Genomic DNA, 20,208 nt, shown 5'->3' on the forward strand with positions numbered 1-20,208 from the left:
TTTTAAAAATGAGTGATTATCAGTGTCAAAATTCTCATTTAACATTCATCATCAGAATAAAAAAGCTAGAAGCGGCATTATCACAACCGCACACGGTGAGATTCGTACTCCGGCCTTTATGCCGGTCGGGACTAGAGCAACCGTTAAGGCAATGCTGCCTGAATCAGTAGCTGAAACGGGAGCAGATATATTACTCGGCAATACTTACCACTTAATGCTGCAGCCAAGTGCTGAACGTATAGCACGCCTTGGCGGTTTGCATCAATTCATGAATTGGGATAAGCCTATACTCACCGATTCCGGTGGTTTTCAGGTAATGTCCTTATCGAAGTTACGCAAGATAACCGAAGAGGGAGTAAGTTTCAGCTCTCATATTAACGGTGATAAATATATGCTAACGCCTGAGCGTTCTACTGAAATACAATATCTGCTCGGTAGCACGATCACTATGGCTTTTGATGAATGTACCCCTTATCCTGCAACCTTTGAGGAAGCTAAAACTTCTATGCAGCTTACGACTAGATGGGCGAATAGATCACGTAATGCTTTTGTTAAGAGGGAAGGCTATGCACAATTCGGTATTATTCAAGGTAGTGTTTATGAAGAATTACGTGAGCAATCGGCTAAGGATTTAATAGAACTCGATTGTGAGGGTTATGCGATAGGCGGGCTTGCGGTAGGTGAGGGGCAGGAGCTTATGTTTAAAGTGCTTGATTATGCCCCTGATTTTCTGCCGCAAAATAAGCCGCGTTATCTAATGGGCGTCGGTAAACCTGCTGATATTATCGGTGCTGTACGCCGAGGTATAGATTTGTTTGATTGCGTAATCCCAACTCGTTCAGGTCGTAACGGTCAGGCTTTTACTAAATACGGCACGGTAAATATTCGTAATAGCAAATATGCAGATGATAACGAGCCGCTTGAACATGATTGCCCATGTCCAGCTTGCACTAATTACACGAAAGCTTATCTACATCATTTAGTTAGAATAGGTGAAATACTTGGAGCAATGTTAATGACCTGGCATAATCTTACATATTTTCAAAGCCTCATGAGCCGCATTAGAGAATATATTAAACTAGGTAAAGATTTTGATTTTGATTCTTAAATTGACTAATTATAAAACGTACTTAAATATGTTATGTTATGGAAAAGGGGTCGTGCCTCCGTATTGCAGTTTAGAGTAAATAGTCTATAATCCTCAAACAGTAATAAGAGAGAATTATAGTTAAGGAGTTATGGCAAAAATAGATGTTAAGTGTAGATATTGTAACAACACAGAAGAAGTAATAAAGTCAGGATATTCAATTTCAAAACAACAGAGATATCAATGCAAGCGGTGTAATCGATATTTTTAATTGGAGTATATTAATAATGCATCTAAGCCTGGAGTTAAGGAGCAAATAGTAGAAATGTCAATCAACGGCTCTGGAGTTAGAGATACAGTAAGAGTATTAAAAGTGGGTATCAATACAGTTATCCGTGTTTTAAAAAAATCTAGTATTAAAAAACAATAAATCATTCTATCAGTACAACAGAAGTAATTATTGCTCCTGAGATAGATGAACAATGGTCTTATGTACAGAATAAATCCAGACAACGATGGCTTTGGTATGCTTTGGATAAGATTTCGTTAAAAGTAGTTGCTTATACGTTTGGTACAAGATGTGATAGCACATTAGATGTAATAGTTGAGATTTAATCTTACATTTAGTAAAATTAAGATAATATTAAATGGAGGATTAGAGATGAATCTAAATCAAAAAATAATAAAGCCAAAAATAGGATTACTAGAATTAGCTAGGAGTCTTGGTAGTATATCGTCAGCATGTAAAGCTATGGGTTACAGTAGAGACAGTTATTATAGGTTTAAAGAGTTATATGAAACAGGAGGAGAAGAAGCATTATATGAGATTAGTCGGAAGAAGCCAATTATAGCGAATAGAGTTGATCCTGCCGTAGAGAGAGCAGTATTAGATATGGCAATAGAATACCCCGCTTATGGTCAGCTGCGAGTATCAAATGAGCTTAAAAAGACTGGTATTCTTGTATCACCTGGAGGAGTTAGATCTATTTGGCTACGTAATGATTTAAATAATATCAATAAAAGACTTAAAGCATTAGAAGCCAAAATGGCTCAGGATGGTATTGTTCTTACCGAAGCTCAGTTACAAGTATTAGAGAAACGGCGTAGCGAGAAAGAAGCTCATGGTGAGATTGATACACAGCATCCAGGTTATCTAGGATGCCAAGACACATATTATGTAGGTAATTTTAAAGGCATAGACAAGGTATATTCTCAAGTGTTTATTGATAGTTACACTCGGGTTGCAGAGGCTAAACTATATACTGATAAAACAGCACTTACCGCTGCTGACATGCTTAATGATAGAGTGTTACCATGGTATGAGAGTCAGCAAATACCAGTACTTCGTATTTTAACTGATAGAGGTGGTGAGTATAAAGGTAATATAGAACATCATGCTTTTGAATTGTTCTTAAGCATTGAGGGTATTGAGCATACTACTACTAAAGCATATTCTCCTCAAACAAATGGTATGTGTGAACGTTTTAATAAAACTATGAAACAAGAATTCTTTGATACTGCTATGCGTAAAAAGATCTATACTGATCTTGATGATCTACAACTAGATCTTGATATTTGGCTAGAATATTATAATAATGAAAGACCGCATTCCGGTAAATATTGCTATGGAAAAACACCTATGCAGACTTTTATGGATAGTAAAAAGTTAGCTGTTGAAAAGAATAACGAAATCTTATATCTTGAATACTCATCTGACAGTCATAACTTATCAGACATTCAGATATAATTTTTATAATGTCTGTAAGATTAAATCTTGACTTCTACACATTAGAATCATTACTGAAAAAACTAGAGAATTTCAAGGTGACTTTTTACTATACAGATGGATGGGGGAGTTATGCTAGGTTATTAGACCCTAAAAAGCATATTATCAGTAAAAAATACACTCAACGGATAGAACGAAGTAACTTGAACCTTAGAACGAGATGCAAGAGGCTTGCACGTAAGACAATCTGCTTTTCCAAGTCATTGGATATTCATGATAAGGTTATTGGTACTCTTATTGGACGTATAGCTTTTTAATAGGCATAACTGCAATATGGATGCATGACCGGAAAAGGTTGCAGATCACGCTTCAGTGATTGCAGATAAAAAACAAAAATCGGTAGCTATTATGTCGCTTGAAGATCATAATGCTATAGAGGAAACTTTATATTTGTTAAAAAGTCCTAAAAATGCTGAAAGACTAAAACGAGCAATTAACGATTTTGAAGAAAATAAAAATTTTAGGAATTGGAATTGATTGTAAATTAAAATAAAAGTATGAACTACTAATGGAAAATATTGATTTAATATCTGAAGAAGAAGCAAAAAAATTATTAGAAGAATTAGCAGATAAAATAGCAGCGTATAATCATGCTTATTATATAGAAGATAATCCTTTAGTTTCAGATGCCGAGTATGATCAGCTATTTAATACTAATCTCAAGTTAGAGCAGAAATTTCCTCATTTAGTGTTAGAAGATAGCCCTAGCAAGAAAGTAGGGGTTAAAATAACAAACAAATTTGCTAAAATTACGCATCAAGTGCCGATGTTATCTCTTAGCAATAGCTTTGATGAGCAGGATGTAAGAGATTTTGTAGAGCGTATTAAAAATTTCTTACGCCTTGATGAGTTTGCTCCTATTTTTTGTGAGCCTAAAATAGACGGCTTGTCTTTTTCTGCTATTTATAAAAACGGGCTGCTTACAACGGGAGCTACAAGAGGTGATGGATATGTTGGTGAAGACATAACGGCAAATATCAAAACAATCAAAAACTTTCCTCATAAAATAGATAATGCTCCGGAGTTTTTAGAAGCACGAGGGGAGATTTATATTGAAAAACAAGATTTTTTAAACCTAAATGAAGAACAAGAAGAGCAGGGCAGAGATAAATTTGCTAATCCCCGTAATGCTGCGGCCGGTTCGCTTCGTCAGCTTGATGCTTCTATTACGGCTCAAAGACCTCTCAAATATTTTGTCTATTCAGGAGGGGTAACTGAACAGCATCTTGCTTCTTCACAAGATGGGTTACTTACAAAATTAAAAGAGCTTGGCTTTAGCGTTAACGAAATATCTAAATTGGCAAATTCCGAAAAAGAAATTTTTGCTTTTTACGAGTATTTAAAAACAAATCGAGAAAGTCTACCTTATGAAATTGACGGGGTAGTATATAAGCTAAATGATTTTGTACTGCAAAATAGAATGGGGTTTATTGCTAGATCTCCAAGATTTGCTACCGCTCATAAATTTCCTGCTATAATAGGACAAACAAAGCTGCTCTCTATCACTGTACAAGTAGGCAGAACCGGTACGTTAACGCCGGTAGCCGAGCTTGAGCCTATAGAAATAGGCGGGGTAGTTGTTAGCAGAGCAACATTACATAATTTCCAAGAAATCATGCGAAAAGATGTACGTATCGGCGATTATGTGTTCTTGCAGCGTGCCGGTGACGTCATACCTAAAATCATGGGAGTTGATACTCGAAAACGTCCTAATGATACCATGCCGTTTGATACTCCTTTATTTTGCCCCTCATGCAATTCTAAGTTGCATTATGTGCCTGAAGATATTATTATACGCTGTGATAACGGTCTTAATTGTCCTGCTCAGAATTATGAGCGTATCCGTCATTTTGTATCGAAAAACGCTATGGATATTGAAGGGCTTGGACGTAAGCAAGTTGAGTTTTTAATAGATAAGGGATTAATTAGCAATCCACTCGATATATTCTTTTTAAAAGAAAAAAATGATTCTAGCTTAGTAAAACTTGAAAATATGGATGGGTGGGGCAAAAAATCAGTAGAGAATCTTTTTAAAAATATCGAGAAATCAAAGAACGTTAGTTTGCCAAGATTCATATACGCTCTAGGTATAAGGCATATCGGTGAACAAAACGCTAAATTGCTTGCTAGAGAATTTAGCAGCTATGCTAATTTTATAGCTCAAATGGAATTGCTTAGTAAAAATGATCTTGATATTTATCAGAAATTAAATGATTTAGAGGGTATCGGCGATAAGATTCTAGTAGATATTATTGATTTTTTTGATATTAAAGAAAATACCCAGCTTATCAAAAAACTTGGTGAAGTATTCAATATTGAAGATTATAAAGAGACCAGAGAACAAAGTAGTTTAACAGATAAGATAGTGGTGTTTACCGGTAGCTTACCGACGATATCTAGAGCGGAAGCTAAAGCAATGGCTGAGAAGCTTGGAGCTAAAGTCGCAGCTAGCGTATCGTCTAACACGGATTTAGTAATAGCGGGCCTTGATGCAGGCAGTAAGCTTAAAAAAGCTAAAGAGCTTAATATTAAAATTATTGATGAAGAAGAATGGTGTGCTCTCATAAAAAATGTTTAGGAAAAGTAACTGTTGCATATTCTGCAACAATTGATGCCAACGGTAAAGCATATCTAGAGGAATAAGCACTAATGAACAAAGAAATAGAAAGTCAGTTAGTAATTTATCAAGATGAACATGGGGAAGTTAATGTTGAGGTTAAGATAACAGATGAAACAGTTTGACTTTCTTTAAATCAAATAGCAGAATTATTTGCCCGAGTTAAATCAGTAGTTTTAAGACATCTAAAGAATATATTTAAAGAGCAAGCATTAGCAGAGGAAGCAGTTGTTGCATTTTTTACAACAACTGCCGCTGGCGGTAAAACATACCAAGTAGAATACTACAATTTAGATGCAATAACATCAGTAGGATATAGGGTAAATTCTAAGAGAGGTATAGCTTTTAGAAAATGGGCTACTAACTAACTTAAAGAATATCTCATTAAAGGTTATAGTATTAATCAAGATAAAATTACTCAAAAGAAATTAAATAATCTACAACAAACGGTAGAACTTTTAACAAATACTTTGATAAATCAAAACTTAGTAAATAGTACAGGACAAGAATTAATTAATCTTATAAGGAATTACTCTAAAACATGGGAGTTATTAGTTAAATATGATGAAGACAAATTAAATCCACCGACACAATTACAGTCAGACACTAATGAATTACTAGGTTATCAAGAGTCTTTAGAAGCAATTAAAAAGCTAAAGCAAGAATTAGGAAAGCAAGAAAATGTGGAAATAAGTAATTTATTTGGAGCTGAAAGAGACAATAGTTTTAAAGGAATATTAGGTAATATTGATCAAACTTTTAACAGTAAATCTTTATATAACTCGGCAGAAGAAAAAGCTGTTCATTTGTTATATTTTCTAATAAAAGATCATCCATTTAGTGACGGTAATAAAAGAATAGGTTGCTTACTTTTTTACTTTATCTTACAAAAGCAAAAATTTGATTAAAAAATATTGGAATAAGTGTTATGACATCACTAGCATTGCTTATTGCAGAAAGCGATCCTATACAGAAAGAATTAATGATTAACTTAATTATGAATTTAATAAATGACTAGTTTTATGGTTAATAAAGCTCAATTAGCACAAGCGGTAATTAAAAATTATTTACGCGAATTAAAAGAAGATAGAGAAGATGCAGAAATTGCTTTAGCAAGAAGCAATAATAAAAGTGATAAATTACTTACTTCAGAAGAAGCAGTAGAATTATTAAAAAAGAAATATGGTTTATAATTTTGAACTATCGTCATATTTATCATGCAGGCAATTTTGCCGATATAGTCAAACATTTAGTGCTAATTAGCGTCTTAGAACAGCTCAAGAAAAAAGAAAAACCTTTTGCAGTTTTAGATGCTTTTGCGGGTCCTGGTCTTTACGATTTAAGATCAGAAGCGGCTTCTAAAACTCTAGAATGCGATACAGGTATTAATAAGCTACTTCAGGCTACCAATCCCATCCCTCTACTCTTACAAACTTTCTTAAATATAGTAAACCTAGCAGGAGAAAATCACTACCCAGGTTCGCCTTTTATAATTAAACAATTATTAAGACCGGATGATCGCTTAATTGCCTGCGAGCTTCATCCAAGCGATTATTTGAGCCTAAAACAACTATTACCGACTAATGCTCACAACATAGATGCTTATAATGCTATTAAAGCTTTTCTACCATTTAAAGAGAATAGAGGGTTAATTTTTCTTGATCCGCCTTTTGAGGTCAAAAACGAGTTTCAAAAATTACTTGAAGCACTTAAAAAAATTAAGCTACGAGTTCTTAATAATCCCGTCTTAATTTGGTATCCTATAAAAGATTTACCTTTAGTCCGTGATTTTTACCACAACTACAAGAATATCGGATTTAAAGAAACTATAATTATTGAATATGAGCTTTTAAATAGTGATAAAAATATGGTAAAGTGTGGGTTAATGTTAATTAATCCTCCAAATATAAAAGGGGGTATGAAGAAATTAACAGAATATTTAAGCGATATTTTAAACTTGAAATTTACGTATATTTATTTTTAATGTCTTTTCAAAAATATATCTTTTTACTGTTTATAGTTTTTCTTGTTCAAGGTTGCAGCAGTATTAAAGAATCTAGCGACATTACGTTACTTTCTACCACTTCATCTCAATTAAAGCAAAAATATAAAATCAACCATGCGGATTTAGTAGTACAGTATGATTTAACAAACAAAAATAGCAAATGTATATATGCAAAAAACTTAGGTTTGATAATTAATAACCCTAAGCAAAATAAGATTTTTTTACAAAAATTCCATAATAAAAATCCGGCAGAATTTAATAAAGCTGCAGAAATAAAAATAGCTGATATAAAAGCAGTTGTAACAAAACTAAATTCAAAATATAAGTTTCTCTCTAAACCGGAAGCTAGCTATTTTGCAAAAAAACAAACTCATAGGAATAATATCTCGGAATTAACCAAGCTTGATAAAATAATTAGTACAATACCGCTTATGATGCCGGAATATGAGCCGAAAATTACTAGCCATTACGGAACTAGGAAAAGTCCTCATAAAAAGAAAAGAAAAAAGAAATGTTTCCATAGCGGTATTGATTTACAAGCTAAAAAAGCAGCACAGGTATTTGCGGCAGCAAGTGGAATTGTTATAAAAGTAGCAAGAGCACCTGACTACGGGAATTTTGTTGAGATTAAACATGGACGTAAATTGGTTACGAAATATGCTCATTTAAAAGAAATGTCAGTTAAGGAAGGAAGTAAAATTAAGCGAGGTCAATTTATCGGTATACAAGGAAAAACCGGTAATGCTACGGGTGAGCATTTGCATTTTGAAATTCTACTAGATAACAAAGCAATCAATCCGCTTGACTTTATTTTTAATTGTCGTAAATGTTGATTGTTCTGTCATTGCGAGGAAATTACGAAGTAATTGACGAAGCAATCTAGTAAAAAATGCTATAAAATTTATTGCTGGATTGCCGCGCTCCCTATGGTCGCTCGCAATGACGATTTTCGAGCCATACAACAAAACCACTATTAACATGATATACATTAACTATGATCAAACTTTTATATCCTGAATTTTGGCAGAAGCGAAATATTATAGCTTATTTGCTTTTGCCGGTAAGTTTAATATATCAATTTTTGGGCTATTTACGAGCTAGTCTAGCACGTCCTATTATGTTTCCTGCCAAAGTTATTTGTGTCGGTAATTGTAGCGTAGGGGGTACGGGTAAGACGCAAATAGTAATATATCTAGCCAAATTATTAAACGCTAGAAATGTGAGCTTTGTGATAGTAACTAAGGGTTATGGTAGTAAACTTAAAAACCCAGCTATTGTAAATGCAAGTCATAATGTTTTAGATGCAGGAGACGAGTCTATAATCCTTGCAAAGTACGGTACAGTCATTGCTACTAAAAATATTAAAGAGATTTTGCCGTTAATTAATGAGCTTAAACCTGATATAATAATAGTTGATGATTTTCTACAAAATCCTCATTTTCATAAGGATTTTACTATAGTCTTAGTAGACAGCCAAAGGCTTTTCGGTAACGGTTTTCTCATTCCGGCAGGACCTTTAAGACAATATCCAAATAAAGCCCTTGATGCAGCTGATTTAATTTGTTTAGTCAGTAACACCAATGATAAAATACCGAATATTTTAACTCCTTATATTGATAAGCTAATAAATGCTCAAATAGTTCCCTCAACCAATATAGATAAAACTAAAAACTACTTTGCTTTTAGCGGCATCGGTAATCCTGAGCGTTTCTTTTCAACTTTAGAAAATTATGAGCTTAATATAGTAGGACATAAAATTTTTCCTGATCATTATAATTATTTACAAGCAGATTTAGAAAATTTATATTCAGTAGCTAAAGAGCATGATGCTACCTTAATTACTACACGAAAAGATTATGTTAAGTTCAGTGAATTTAGCTATAATGATATTACTTGTTTAGATGTAGAACTATCTATAAACAATCCTGATTTATTAAATGAAAAAATTTTTAAAAAAGCTCAGATATTTAATTGAGTATTTTATCGTCGTTATATTCCTAAAAGTAATAGGAATATTCGGTATAGATAAAGCAGCAGATATTTGTAGTTTTATAGCAAGAAAAGCCGGTATATTATTCGCCGTTAATAAAATTGCTAGACGAAATATTAAAGCAGTATTCGGCGATATGTGTGATGCCCAAAAAATCATAGATCAAACTTGGGATAATTTCGGCAGATTTATAGGCGAGAGTGCTTATGTTAATAAAATGAGTGAAACCGAGTTAGAAAATAGAGCCGAGATAATAGGTATTGAGAATATTAAAAAGCTAGGAGAGCAACCCTTTTTATTATTTAGCGGTCACTTTGCTAATTGGGATATCGGTCTTAATCTTCTGCATACATCTTATCCGAAATTTGCCGTAATTTATCGTAAAGCAAATAACCCGTATGTTAATAAGCTAATTAATGAAAGTCGAGCTAGTGATAAATTGAGGCTTATACCGAAAGGTCCTGACGGTAGCAGAGCTTTAGTTAGGGCTATCAAGGAGAGAGAATCTATTGTTATGCTTGTTGATCAAAAAATGAACGATGGAATTGAAGTGCCTTTTTTAGGACATCCTGCTATGACTGCAAACGCCATAGCTAAAATTGCTTTGCAGTATAAATATCCAATTATACCTTGCCAAATCATTAGAACTAAAGGCAGTTATTTTAAAGTAATAGTTCACCCGCAATTGAGTTTTAAGCAAACCGGCGATAATAAAGCCGATTGCTATAATATTATGCTTAATATTAATCAAATGTTAGGAGAATGGGTTAAGCAAAATCCTTCTCAGTGGTTTTGGTTTCATAATAGATGGAAGAAGTAATACGTCATTGCGAGCGACTGAAAGGAGCGTGGCAATCTCAGGACTTTGGCATGAGATTGCTTCGTCGAAACTTACAGTTTCTTCTCGCAATGACGATACGGTATGACATTTTAAGAAATCATAGCCCTTAATTTTTCAAGTACTTCTTGGGCGTGATTTTTAGCATTTACCGAACGCCAAATATGCTTAACTATTCCTTCCTTATCAAGTAAAAACGTAGCTCTATCAATGCCCATGTATTTTTTACCGAACATTGATTTTTCTATCCATACCCCTAATTGTTCACACAAATTTGAATTTGCATCAGAGGCCAAATCAAATCCCAAACTATATTTTTCTTTAAATTTATCGTGAGAGTCAAGCTTATCTTTAGATACTCCAATAATTACCGTATTAAGTTTATCGAATTCCGGTTTTAGCCTATTAAAATCTTGTGCTTCAATAGTACATCCAGGCGTATCGTCTTTCGGATAAAAATATAATACTATGAATTTTCCTTTTAAATTCGATAGTTTAATTATTTTATCGTTACCTATGTGCAGCGAAAAATCAGGAGCTTTTTTCCTAGTTCTAATGTCATAACATCCTCAAATTTATTTTGTACAATAACTATATATTAAATAGATAATTTTTAAAATTGCTTTTTAAGATTATATTATTTATGATTCTAAATATATAATATTTAAGTTTAATTTTTATTAACTATTAGACCTCTTCGGAAATGAGGATTTAGAGAGGAATTTGAAGGAGGCACGGAACGCAGAACCGCAGCGTACACACTAGTACGTGAGGCTTCGAGTACCGGATCGACGTACAAATTACTCCTAGAAGTAGAGTTTCCGAAGAGATCTATTTCAAAAAGAGGTGTTATGAGAACTATAGGTGAAGCACTTGAAGAATTGCATAAAAACCTTAAGAATTCTGCTGAAATTATTACCGTCGACTTTAATAAAAAATGTCATGAAGTAGTGGATAAATTATCCATCAAAATTAATGATTTAGAGAAATATGCTAAGGATAGTAAAGACCATTCTTTAGAAACTATAAAAGAGCAATATAAAAATTTAACGAAAGAGTTACAGGATTACCAGAAAATTAAAGATGATAAAGTAGAAGAATATAGACAAACTCTTGTAAAAAAACTTGATGATTTAAGTAAGAAAATTGAACAATATAATAATAAACATAAATAATCGGAGAATATAATGAAAAGAATATTAATAACACTAGGGGCTACCGCTACATTATTATTAACACCTAGCATTTTTGCAGATTCGCCTACCAAGGATGAAACAAAAGCAAATGAAGCGCAAACTGAAGAAGTAGTTACAAGCAGTACAAAAACAATTACCGAAAATTTACAGGAATTAAAAGACAATTTAACAAACTTAGCCCAAACAGGGGTTGATAAATTTAATCAGACCTTAAGCAATACTTATGATCAGATAGCACAAAGTGTTGCAGAGATAAAAAAGAATATGAAAGATCAGAAAGATAAAAAAGGTGAAGAACTGCAAAAATCTATAGATGATGTAAAAGCAAAAATGGAAGATTATAAAAAAGCAGGACGCAAGAAGCAAGAAGAAGTGCGTCAGAACCTAGTAGATAAATTAGAAGAGCTAAATAAAAATATTAACGAATATAATAAAGAAAAAGAAAAAGCAGATTCGTAGTTGTTTAACGTCATTGCGAGGAGAGGCGAAGCCTCGACGCGGCAATCTCATGAAGTAGGATAATTCCTGAGACTGCTTCGTCGAAACTTATAGTTTCTCCTCGCAATGACGTTGCAGACAATATACCATCAAAAAATCGGTATTATTTATGACTATTACCAAAGAAAAAATTTCAGCTATGTTAAGCTCCAAATTGGGTTTTTCAAATAATTTATGCGAAGAAATAGTTAATACGGTTTTTTCTAATATTTTAGAAATAGCAAAAGAGCAAAAATTAACTTTAAAGAATTTCGGTAGCTTTGAGGTTAAACAAAAAAATCCACGTCCCGGAATAAATTTTCATACTAAATCACCAGTAATTATAGAATCAAAAAAGAATTTACGCTTCGTTCCTTCTTCCAAATTAAAAGCTCTAGTTAACGAACATGATAAACAATAGATCAATAGGTCTAACAAAAAAATATTATTCTGCTAGTGAAGTAACTAAGCATTTAAATATTGCTTTACATCAATTAAGATATCTAGAGACAAAAATCCCTGATTTATCTAATTATAAAATAAAAAATAGAAAATATTATACTGTTAATGATATTGATCTACTTCAAAAATCTTTAAAGAAAGATATTACATCTCCGTCTACCGATAAAGTTCATATATTACTTACCAACTTCCATAATTTATCTTTTCAAATAAAAAAAATTCTTGCCGATTCCTCTATGACTTGCGTATAGTACTTGTCATATTACGTTTTAAAGATAAGAAAGGAGCATATTATGACAATAAGACAAATGGTAAAGCCGGTAATTATAGGCATATCCGGTCCTGAATTAACCGATGCTGAAAGAGACTTATTTGAAGAGCATAATCCTTTAGGTATAATTTTATTCCGTCGTAATATTAGCAAGAATGATAACGGCGAGCAGGATAAAAAACTCTTATTAAGCTTATTACAGATATAAAAGAAGTATTAGGAGAAAATACTATCATCTCTATAGATCAAGAGGGCGGTAGGGTAAAAAGGCTCATAGCACCGACTTTTTATGACGCTCCGGCTGCTCAAACTTTCGTTGATGTGCAAGAGTGCAAACAAAACTATAGCAATATAGGCAAAGAGCTAAGAGAAGTAGGTATTAATCTAGATTTTGCCCCGGTAGCGGATTTGATGCACGAAAGAGCAGATAAGATAGTCGGAGATAGAAGTTTTGGTTCAGAGCCGGAAATAGTCGTGCCTTTATGTTTAGCTGCTATAGATGGATTACAAGAAGAGAAAGTTGGGGTTTGCATCAAGCACATTCCAGGGCATGGTAGAGCTACGGTGGATAGTCATATAAGGTTACCTATTATTGGCACTAGCTTAAAAGAACTAGAGGATACAGATTTTAAAGTATTTAAGGAGCTAGCGAAGCACGATAATATTAAGCTTGCTATGACGGTACATATAATTTCAAAGCTCTTGATTCTGAGAATCCTGCCACCCTATCAAAAAAAAGTTATAGACTATATTAAAAATAATATCGGCTTTAAAGGGCTTATTATTTCCGATGCAATAGATATGAAAGCTTTAAGTGGTAGTATGGCAGATATTACCAAAGGAGTTTTAGATGCAGGCGTAGATATAGTGCTTGAATGCACCGGAGAATTTAACAAAATGTCTGAAGTTCTACGTAGTGTTTCGGAAGATTCTATAGATAAATTTCTGACCTGTTAATTGTTTAATGCTATTCGTCATTGCGAGCGACTGAAAGCATCGTTGCACGGTTCGGTTTATACATCATTGCGAGAAGAATTACATAGTAATCGACGAAGCAATCTCAGGAATTTGTCATTATTTCATGAGATTGCCACGCGGTCTTCGACCGCTCGCAATGCGATGAAACAGATCTATCCAATTAACCTAAGTTAAAATTAATTAAACAATTTTATTGAAAAAATTTATTTTTACTATTAATCTGTTTTTTAATTTTTAGTTAAAGAATTAATTTTATAAATTACTTGAATAGTATTATGAACAGTCTTGGGGATTTAAGTTCTAAAAGCTATAGGTAATATTTACTAAGAATAGAGATATATAGAATTTTAGGTAGCAGGAGGGGATTTGATTTGTGATATTATTAATCTGCTTAAAGAAGATTTAAATAAAGCAGACATAGAAAATGAGATATATATGCGTCTTAAAGAACCTTATTCTGTTTTAAAAAAGATGAAAAGGAAAGAAGTGCCGATTGATGCGTTGAAAGATTTAATTGCATGTAGGATCATAGTTAAATCTAAAGCTCTATGCTATAATGCTTTGGACGTAGTTAAGAGTTCTTCGCATTTAGATTGGTTATACACCAAAGATTATATCAATAGACCAAAAAGCAACGGCTATCAGTCTCTTCATAATATAATGCAGCTTTTACATTCTAAACGTAATTTTGAAATACAGATAAGAAGTGAAGATATGCATAAAGATGCTGAGCTTGGTAGAGCAGCACATTTAAATTACAAAGAAGAACAAGACCGTCATTTGAAAAAAGTTTTTGACGTTAGTAATGACACGATACTTTCTAAAGCACGTCAAATGGTGAAACAATTTGAAGGATTAGAAGAACAAATTGTAGAATATGAAAAAGAAATTATGCGTATTTGGGATACTAAATACGACGAAATGCTAAAATGGGAAAATACTGCTGAAGTGCTAATATTTAATGAAGAGTAGTTTTTCCGTCATTGCGAGAAGAATTACGTAGTAATTCGGCGAAGCAATCTCAGGAGTTTTATACTACTTCATGAGATTGCCACGCAAGTACTACGACTGCTCGCAATGACGGCTCAGGCATCCACGCGGGCAATGCCTCCTCGCAATGACGACTCATGTGTTATAACACCAATGTGATAAAAATATAACATTGATTAAAACTTTATAAAAAAACTATAGCGATGCTTGTAATTATATACAATATATAGTATGCTCAGCCCGTAGTTTAGAAACTATTGAAACAAAATATTAGGTTATTGCCTTATCAAATGCGGGATATATTGACTTGCGTTTGATAAGTTTGTTTTAATACTAGGTACTAAATTTAACTTAAATATAGGAAAAAAATATGGCTCAAAAACCAAATTTTCTAAAAAAATTAATTTCCGCAGGATTGGTAACTGCTTCTACAGCTACCATAGTAGCCGGCTTCGCAGGCTCAGCTATGGGTGCTGCTACACAGCAGAATAGAACAACAGCTGGAGCTGCTACAACTGTTGACGGTGCGAGATTTGACCAAACTGCCGCTCCTGCCGCTCCTGCAAATCTTGCAGTTGCTCTAAATGCAGTTATTACGGCTAATGCTAATAACGCTATTAATTTTAATACGCCAGCAGGTAGTTTTAACGGTTTGTTTTTAGATACTGCAAACAATTTAGCAGTGACAGTTAGTGAAGATACTACTTTAGGATTTATCACTAATGATGCTAATAACGGTAACTTCTTTAATCTTACTCTTGGTGCCGGTAAAACTCTTACCATAACAGGACAAGGTATTACTGCTGCACAAGCTGCTGCTACAAAAAATGCTCAAAATGTTGTTGCGCAATTTAATGGTGGTGGTGCTATTGCCAATAACGATCTTAGCGGTGTAGGAACAATAGATTTTGGTGCTGCGCCTTCTACATTAGTATTTAATTTAACAAATCCCACCACTCAAAAAGCTCCTCTTTTACTCGGAGATGATGCTGTAATAGCTAATGGTGCTAACGGTACATTAAATGTTACTAATGGATTTATTCAAGTTTCAGATAAAACTTTTGCTACTATTAAGACAATTAATATCGGTGACGGTCAAGGTTTCATTTTTAATACTGATGCTACTAACGGTAATGCTTTAAATTTACAAGTAGGCGGTGCTACTATTAATTTTAACGGAACAGATGGTACCGGTAGATTAGTATTATTAAGTAATGCTGCTGGTGGCGGCGCTACTGACTTTAATGTTACAGGAAGTTTAGGCGGTAATCTAAAAGGTATTATCGAATTTAATACTACTGCAGTAGCCGGTCAACTTATAGCTAATGCAGTAATAGGTACTAATAATGGAGCAGGTAGAGCCGCAGGATTTGTTGTTAGCGTAGCTAACGGTAATGCAGCAACAGTCGCTGGACAAGTGTATGCTAAAGACATGGTTATACAAAGTACTAATGCAGGCGGACAAGTAAATTTTGGACACATAGTTGATGTTGGTACGGACGGTACTACTGCATTTAAAACAGCAGCTACTACAGTTGCAATAACCCAGAACTCGAACTTTGGTGCCGTTGATTTCGGTAATACTGCATCACAAATTACAGTTCCTGATACTAAGGTTCTTACAGGTAACTTCAAAGGTGATGCTGGCAATAACGGTAATACTGCGGGTGTGATAACTTTTGCTGCTAACGGTACTTTAGCAAGCGGTAATGCTGATGCAAATGTTGCGGTAACAAATAAAATTACAGCAATCGAAGCAGCAGATGTCGGAGTTGTCCAATTATCAGGAACACATACTGCTGAATTACGTTTAGGAAACGCTGGTTCTCAGTTTAAGCTTGCTGATGGTACAATTATCAATGGTAACGTTAACCAAACTGTTCTTGTTGGTAATGCTGCTCTTGCAAATGGCGCTATTCAGTTAGATGGAAGTGCTACAATTACCGGTGATATAGGTAACGGTGGTGGTAATGCTGCGTTACAAAGTATTACTTTAGCTGACGATGCTTCAAAAACATTAACACTTGGCGGAGCAAATATTATCGGTGCTAATACCGGTAGAACAATTGATTTCCAAGCGAATGGCGGTACTGTTAAGTTAACAAGTACTCAAAATAATATTTTAGTTGATTTTGATTTATTGATAAATGCAGATCAAAAAGGTGTTGTTGATGCGAGTAGCTTAACAAATGCTCAAACTTTAACTATTAGCGGTAATATTGGTATTATTGCAGCTAATAATAAAACTCTTGGACAATTTAATATCGGCTCAAGTAAAACAGCTTTAAATAGTGGTGATGTTGCTATTAATGAGTTAGTTATTGGAAATAACGGTTCAGTACAATTCGCTCACAATACTTACTTAATAACAAAAACTACCAATGCTGCCGGCCAAGGTAAAATAATATTTAATCCTGTTGTAAATGATAATACGACTCTTGCAGCCGGTACAAATTTAGGTAGTGCAGCAAATCCACTTTCTGAAATTAATTTTGGATCTAAAGGAGCTAATGCTGACACTATATTAAATGTTGGTCAAGGCGTAAATTTATATGCTACTAATATTACTACTACCGATGCTAATGTAGGTTCTTTCAGCTTTAAGGCCGGTGGAACAAATATAGTAAGCGGTACAGTCGGCGGTCAGCAAGGTAATAAGTTTAATACTGTAGAATTAGACAACGGTACTACTGCTAAGTTCTTAGGTAATGCAATATTTAACGGTGAAACTACAATTGAAGATAACTCTATCTTACAAATCGGCGGTAACTATACTGCGGACTTTGTCGCATCTGCTGACGGTACCGGTATAGTAGAATTTGTTAATACTACTCCTATTACCGTAACATTAAACAAACAAGCTGAACCTGTTGCTGATTTAAAACAAATAACAGTTTCCGGTCGCGGTAACGTAGTGATTAATGAGATAGGTAATGCAGGTAATGACCATGGTGCGGCGACTGATACAATTTCTTTTGAACATGCAAGTTTAGGTACAGCTTTATTTTTACCTAGCGGTATCCCACTCAACGATGCAGGCAACACAATTCCTTTAACAATTAAAAGTATCGTAGGTAATGAAACAGCTACAGGTGGTTTTGATGTTCCTAGAGTGATTGTTTCAGGTGTGGATAGTACAATCGCTGACGGTCAAGCAATCGGTGATCAAGATAATATTGTAGGTCTTGGCCTTGGAAGTGATAACGGTATTACTGTTAATGCTACTACATTATATGCAGGTATCGGTAGTGTAAACAATAATCAAGGTACTGTCACACTTAGCGGTGGTATTCCTAACGCCCTTGGTACAATTTACGGCTTAGGTGAAGAGATTGGAGCTCCAAAATTAAAGCAAGTAACATTTACTACAGACTATAACAACTTAGGTAGTATTATCGCAACTAACGCAACAATTAATGACGGCGTAACTGTTACTACAGGTGGTGTAGCCGGAACAGATTTCGACGGTAAAATTACCCTTGGAAGTGTTAACGGTAACGCTAATGTAAGATTTGCTGACGGTACATTTTCTGATTCTACAAGTATGATTGTTACTACTAAAGCTAATAACGGCACTGTAACTTACTTAGGTAGTGCATTAGTCGGTAATATAGGTAGTTCAGATACTCCTGTAGCTTCTGTTAAATTTACAGGTAGTGATGATGGTGCAGGATTACAAGGAAATATTTATTCACAAGTCACAGACTTTGGTACTTATGACTTAGGTGTTTTAAATTCTAACGTAATTTTAGGCGGTGGTACTACCGCTATTAACGGTGAAATCGATCTTCTTACAAATACCTTAACATTTGCAAACGGTACTTCAACATGGGGAAGCGATACTTCTATTGAAACTACTTTAACAGTAGCAAATGGTAATATAGGTCACATCGTTATTGCGGAAAATGCTCAAGTTAATGCAACAACTACAGGAACCACAACCATCATCGTACAAGATAATGCCAATGCAAATTTCAGCGGTACACAAACTTATACTTTAATCCAAGGTGGTGCTAGATTTAACGGTACTTTAGGAGGTCCTAACTTTGCTGCAACCGGAAGTAATCGTTTCGTAGATTACGGTTTAATACGTGCTGCTAACCAAGATTATGTAATAACACGTACTAACGATGCAGCAAAAGTAGTTACTAATGATATCGCAAATAGCCCATTTGCAAGTGCGCTGGGTGTAGGTCAGAACGTTACGACATTCGTAAATTCAACTAATACTGCGGCGTATAATAATCTTCTTTTAGCTAAAAATAGTGCTGATTCTGCTAACTTTGTCGGAGCTATTACTACCGATACAAGTGCAGCCGTAACTAATGCACAATTAGATGTAGCAAAAGACATCCAAGCTCAACTTGGTAACAGATTAGGTGCTCTTAGATATTTAGGTACTCCTGAAACTGCTGAAATGGCTGGGCCTGAAGCTGGAGCAATACCGGCTGCGGTTGCTGCAGGTGACGAAGCTGTTGACAATGTAGCTTACGGTATATGGGCAAAACCTTTCTATACTGATGCACATCAAAGTAAGAAAGGCGGTTTAGCTGGTTATAAAGCTAAAACCACCGGTGTCGTAATAGGTTTAGATACGCTAGCTAACGATAACTTAATGATCGGTGCTGCTATCGGTATCACTAAAACCGATATAAAACACCAGGATTATAAGAAAGGTGATAAAACCGACGTTAACGGTTTCTCATTCTCTCTATATGGTGCTCAGCAGCTTGTTGAGAACTTCTTTGCTCAAGGTAGTGCAATATTTAGCTTAAACCAAGTGAAGAACAAAAGTCAGCGTTACTTCTTCGATGCTAACGGTAAGATGAATAAGCAAATTGCTGCCGGTAATTACGATAACATGACATTCGGTGGTAACTTAATGGTCGGTTATGATTACAACGCAATGCAAGGTGTGTTAGTAACTCCAATGGCAGGACTTAGCTACTTAAAGACTTCTGACGAAAACTACAAAGAAACCGGTACAACAGTTGCAAACAAGCAAGTTAACAGCAAGTTTAGCGATAGAACCGATTTAATAGTAGGTGCTAAAGTAGCCGGTGGTACTATGAATATAACTGATCTCGCGGTATATCCGGAAGTGCACGCTTTTGTAGTTCACAAAGTAAATGGTAGATTATCTAAAACTCAGTCTCAGTTAGATGGACAAGTTACTCCGTTCATCAGCCAGCCTGATAGAACTGCTAAAACATCTTACAATGTAGGTTTAAGTGCAAGCATAAGACCTGATGCTAAGATGGAATACGGAATCGGTTATGATTTCAATACTGCAAGTAAGTATACTGCACATCAAGGTACTTTAAAAGTACGTGTAAACTTCTAATCGCTCCCGATTAGCAAGTTTATAACTTTCTAAAGAAAAAAGCTCTCTTTAAAAAAAGGGGGCTTTTTATTCTTTCTTCCTGCCTACAGGTCATGTTGCCTGGATACTGAGGGTCGTCATTCCCTCGCAAGGCGTTGTTGCGTGGAGATTAAAAAAAGTCAATATAG

Annotated in this window: 23 protein-coding genes and 2 pseudogenes; 24 read left to right on the top strand and 1 reads right to left on the bottom strand. The window is 34.5% G+C overall.

Going from position 1 to position 20,208, the window contains the following annotated elements:
- Positions 1 to 22: 22 nt before the first annotated feature.
- The 16 genes and pseudogenes from tgt to AC0ODJ_RS03000 form a co-directional block, all read left to right on the top strand.
- Positions 23 to 1,108 (top strand): tRNA guanosine(34) transglycosylase Tgt, encoded by a 1,086-nt coding sequence (gene tgt / locus AC0ODJ_RS02925; protein ID WP_218459816.1) that lies wholly within the window; start codon positions 23 to 25, stop codon positions 1,106 to 1,108.
- A gap of 130 nt (positions 1,109 to 1,238) precedes the next feature.
- The gene (locus tag AC0ODJ_RS02930; RefSeq protein WP_121834047.1) at positions 1,239 to 1,358 is read left to right on the top strand and encodes an IS1 family transposase; all 120 of its coding nucleotides are present in this window, start codon (positions 1,239 to 1,241) and stop codon (positions 1,356 to 1,358) included.
- Positions 1,359 to 1,517 carry an IS1-like element transposase gene (locus AC0ODJ_RS02935; protein ID WP_474464717.1) on the top strand — a complete coding sequence of 53 codons (159 nt, stop codon included), beginning with the start codon at positions 1,359 to 1,361 and terminating at the stop codon, positions 1,515 to 1,517.
- A 29-nt stretch (positions 1,518 to 1,546) separates the two neighbouring features.
- Positions 1,547 to 1,702, top strand: coding sequence for an IS1 family transposase (locus AC0ODJ_RS02940; protein WP_474465682.1), 156 nt, complete (start codon positions 1,547 to 1,549; stop codon positions 1,700 to 1,702).
- Positions 1,703 to 1,748: 46 nt separating this feature from the next.
- Positions 1,749 to 2,834, top strand: a complete 1,086-nt coding sequence (locus tag AC0ODJ_RS02945) for an IS481 family transposase (RefSeq protein WP_474465684.1) — start codon at positions 1,749 to 1,751, stop codon at positions 2,832 to 2,834.
- A gap of 8 nt (positions 2,835 to 2,842) precedes the next feature.
- A complete protein-coding gene (locus tag AC0ODJ_RS02950) occupies positions 2,843 to 3,130 on the top strand; it encodes an IS1 family transposase (RefSeq protein ID WP_474464978.1) in 288 nt (95 codons plus the stop codon).
- 55 nt (positions 3,131 to 3,185) lie between these two features.
- Entirely contained in the window at positions 3,186 to 3,350 is a 165-nt protein-coding gene (locus tag AC0ODJ_RS02955) for a type II toxin-antitoxin system Phd/YefM family antitoxin (protein ID WP_218459856.1), read from the top strand.
- A gap of 31 nt (positions 3,351 to 3,381) precedes the next feature.
- Positions 3,382 to 5,451 carry an NAD-dependent DNA ligase LigA gene (gene ligA, locus AC0ODJ_RS02960; RefSeq protein WP_218459855.1) on the top strand — a complete coding sequence of 690 codons (2,070 nt, stop codon included), beginning with the start codon at positions 3,382 to 3,384 and terminating at the stop codon, positions 5,449 to 5,451.
- Positions 5,452 to 5,684: 233 nt separating this feature from the next.
- Positions 5,685 to 5,858 carry a RhuM family protein gene (gene rhuM, locus AC0ODJ_RS02965; RefSeq protein ID WP_474465687.1) on the top strand — a complete coding sequence of 58 codons (174 nt, stop codon included), beginning with the start codon at positions 5,685 to 5,687 and terminating at the stop codon, positions 5,856 to 5,858.
- Positions 5,859 to 5,960: 102 nt separating this feature from the next.
- Positions 5,961 to 6,398 carry a Fic family protein gene (locus AC0ODJ_RS02970; RefSeq protein ID WP_218459854.1) on the top strand — a complete coding sequence of 146 codons (438 nt, stop codon included), beginning with the start codon at positions 5,961 to 5,963 and terminating at the stop codon, positions 6,396 to 6,398.
- 102 nt (positions 6,399 to 6,500) lie between these two features.
- Complete coding sequence (locus tag AC0ODJ_RS02975) at positions 6,501 to 6,683, top strand: hypothetical protein (RefSeq protein ID WP_218459853.1); 183 nt, start codon at positions 6,501 to 6,503, stop codon at positions 6,681 to 6,683.
- A 2-nt stretch (positions 6,684 to 6,685) separates the two neighbouring features.
- Entirely contained in the window at positions 6,686 to 7,474 is a 789-nt protein-coding gene (gene rlmJ, locus AC0ODJ_RS02980; protein ID WP_218459852.1) for a 23S rRNA (adenine(2030)-N(6))-methyltransferase RlmJ, read from the top strand.
- Positions 7,474 to 8,328, top strand: coding sequence for a M23 family metallopeptidase (locus tag AC0ODJ_RS02985; RefSeq protein ID WP_218459851.1), 855 nt, complete (start codon positions 7,474 to 7,476; stop codon positions 8,326 to 8,328). The genes rlmJ and AC0ODJ_RS02985 overlap by 1 nt, the downstream gene beginning before the upstream one ends.
- A 161-nt stretch (positions 8,329 to 8,489) precedes the next feature.
- Positions 8,490 to 9,470 (top strand): tetraacyldisaccharide 4'-kinase, encoded by a 981-nt coding sequence (lpxK, locus tag AC0ODJ_RS02990; protein WP_218459849.1) that lies wholly within the window; start codon positions 8,490 to 8,492, stop codon positions 9,468 to 9,470.
- A complete protein-coding gene (locus AC0ODJ_RS02995; protein ID WP_218459847.1) occupies positions 9,433 to 10,305 on the top strand; it encodes a lipid A biosynthesis lauroyl acyltransferase in 873 nt (290 codons plus the stop codon). The genes lpxK and AC0ODJ_RS02995 overlap by 38 nt, the downstream gene beginning before the upstream one ends.
- Positions 10,293 to 10,400 (top strand): annotated as a pseudogene (locus tag AC0ODJ_RS03000) (octaprenyl-diphosphate synthase); the annotation flags it as partial. The gene AC0ODJ_RS02995 and the pseudogene AC0ODJ_RS03000, both read left to right, overlap by 13 nt.
- 15 nt (positions 10,401 to 10,415) lie before the next feature.
- On the opposite strand, the pseudogene bcp reads toward AC0ODJ_RS03000, so the two are convergent.
- A pseudogene (bcp, locus tag AC0ODJ_RS03005) lies at positions 10,416 to 10,885 on the bottom strand (thioredoxin-dependent thiol peroxidase).
- Positions 10,886 to 11,174: 289 nt separating this feature from the next.
- On the opposite strand from bcp, the gene AC0ODJ_RS03010 reads away from it, so the two are divergent.
- The 8 genes from AC0ODJ_RS03010 to ompB all read left to right on the top strand — a co-directional run bounded on the left by AC0ODJ_RS03010 (position 11,175) and on the right by ompB (position 20,041).
- Positions 11,175 to 11,498 (top strand): hypothetical protein, encoded by a 324-nt coding sequence (locus AC0ODJ_RS03010; RefSeq protein ID WP_218459846.1) that lies wholly within the window; start codon positions 11,175 to 11,177, stop codon positions 11,496 to 11,498.
- 12 nt (positions 11,499 to 11,510) lie between these two features.
- Positions 11,511 to 11,978 carry a hypothetical protein gene (locus tag AC0ODJ_RS03015; RefSeq protein ID WP_218459845.1) on the top strand — a complete coding sequence of 156 codons (468 nt, stop codon included), beginning with the start codon at positions 11,511 to 11,513 and terminating at the stop codon, positions 11,976 to 11,978.
- Positions 11,979 to 12,126: 148 nt separating this feature from the next.
- Positions 12,127 to 12,417, top strand: coding sequence for an HU family DNA-binding protein (locus tag AC0ODJ_RS03020; protein ID WP_218459844.1), 291 nt, complete (start codon positions 12,127 to 12,129; stop codon positions 12,415 to 12,417).
- The gene (locus AC0ODJ_RS03025; protein ID WP_218459842.1) at positions 12,404 to 12,709 is read left to right on the top strand and encodes a MerR family transcriptional regulator; all 306 of its coding nucleotides are present in this window, start codon (positions 12,404 to 12,406) and stop codon (positions 12,707 to 12,709) included. Before AC0ODJ_RS03020 ends, AC0ODJ_RS03025 begins: the two co-directional genes overlap by 14 nt.
- A 42-nt stretch (positions 12,710 to 12,751) precedes the next feature.
- Positions 12,752 to 12,937 carry a hypothetical protein gene (locus AC0ODJ_RS03030; protein WP_371920378.1) on the top strand — a complete coding sequence of 62 codons (186 nt, stop codon included), beginning with the start codon at positions 12,752 to 12,754 and terminating at the stop codon, positions 12,935 to 12,937.
- A gap of 65 nt (positions 12,938 to 13,002) precedes the next feature.
- On the top strand, positions 13,003 to 13,686 hold the full coding sequence (locus AC0ODJ_RS03035; RefSeq protein ID WP_474465690.1) for a glycoside hydrolase family 3 N-terminal domain-containing protein: 684 nt from the start codon (positions 13,003 to 13,005) through the stop codon (positions 13,684 to 13,686).
- Positions 13,687 to 14,073: 387 nt separating this feature from the next.
- Positions 14,074 to 14,679 (top strand): bifunctional (p)ppGpp synthetase/guanosine-3',5'-bis(diphosphate) 3'-pyrophosphohydrolase, encoded by a 606-nt coding sequence (locus tag AC0ODJ_RS03040; protein ID WP_218459841.1) that lies wholly within the window; start codon positions 14,074 to 14,076, stop codon positions 14,677 to 14,679.
- 388 nt (positions 14,680 to 15,067) lie between these two features.
- On the top strand, positions 15,068 to 20,041 hold the full coding sequence (gene ompB / locus AC0ODJ_RS03045; RefSeq protein ID WP_218459840.1) for an outer membrane protein OmpB: 4,974 nt from the start codon (positions 15,068 to 15,070) through the stop codon (positions 20,039 to 20,041).
- Positions 20,042 to 20,208: the final 167 nt, after the last annotated feature.

This window comes from Rickettsia senegalensis (assembly GCF_056135685.1).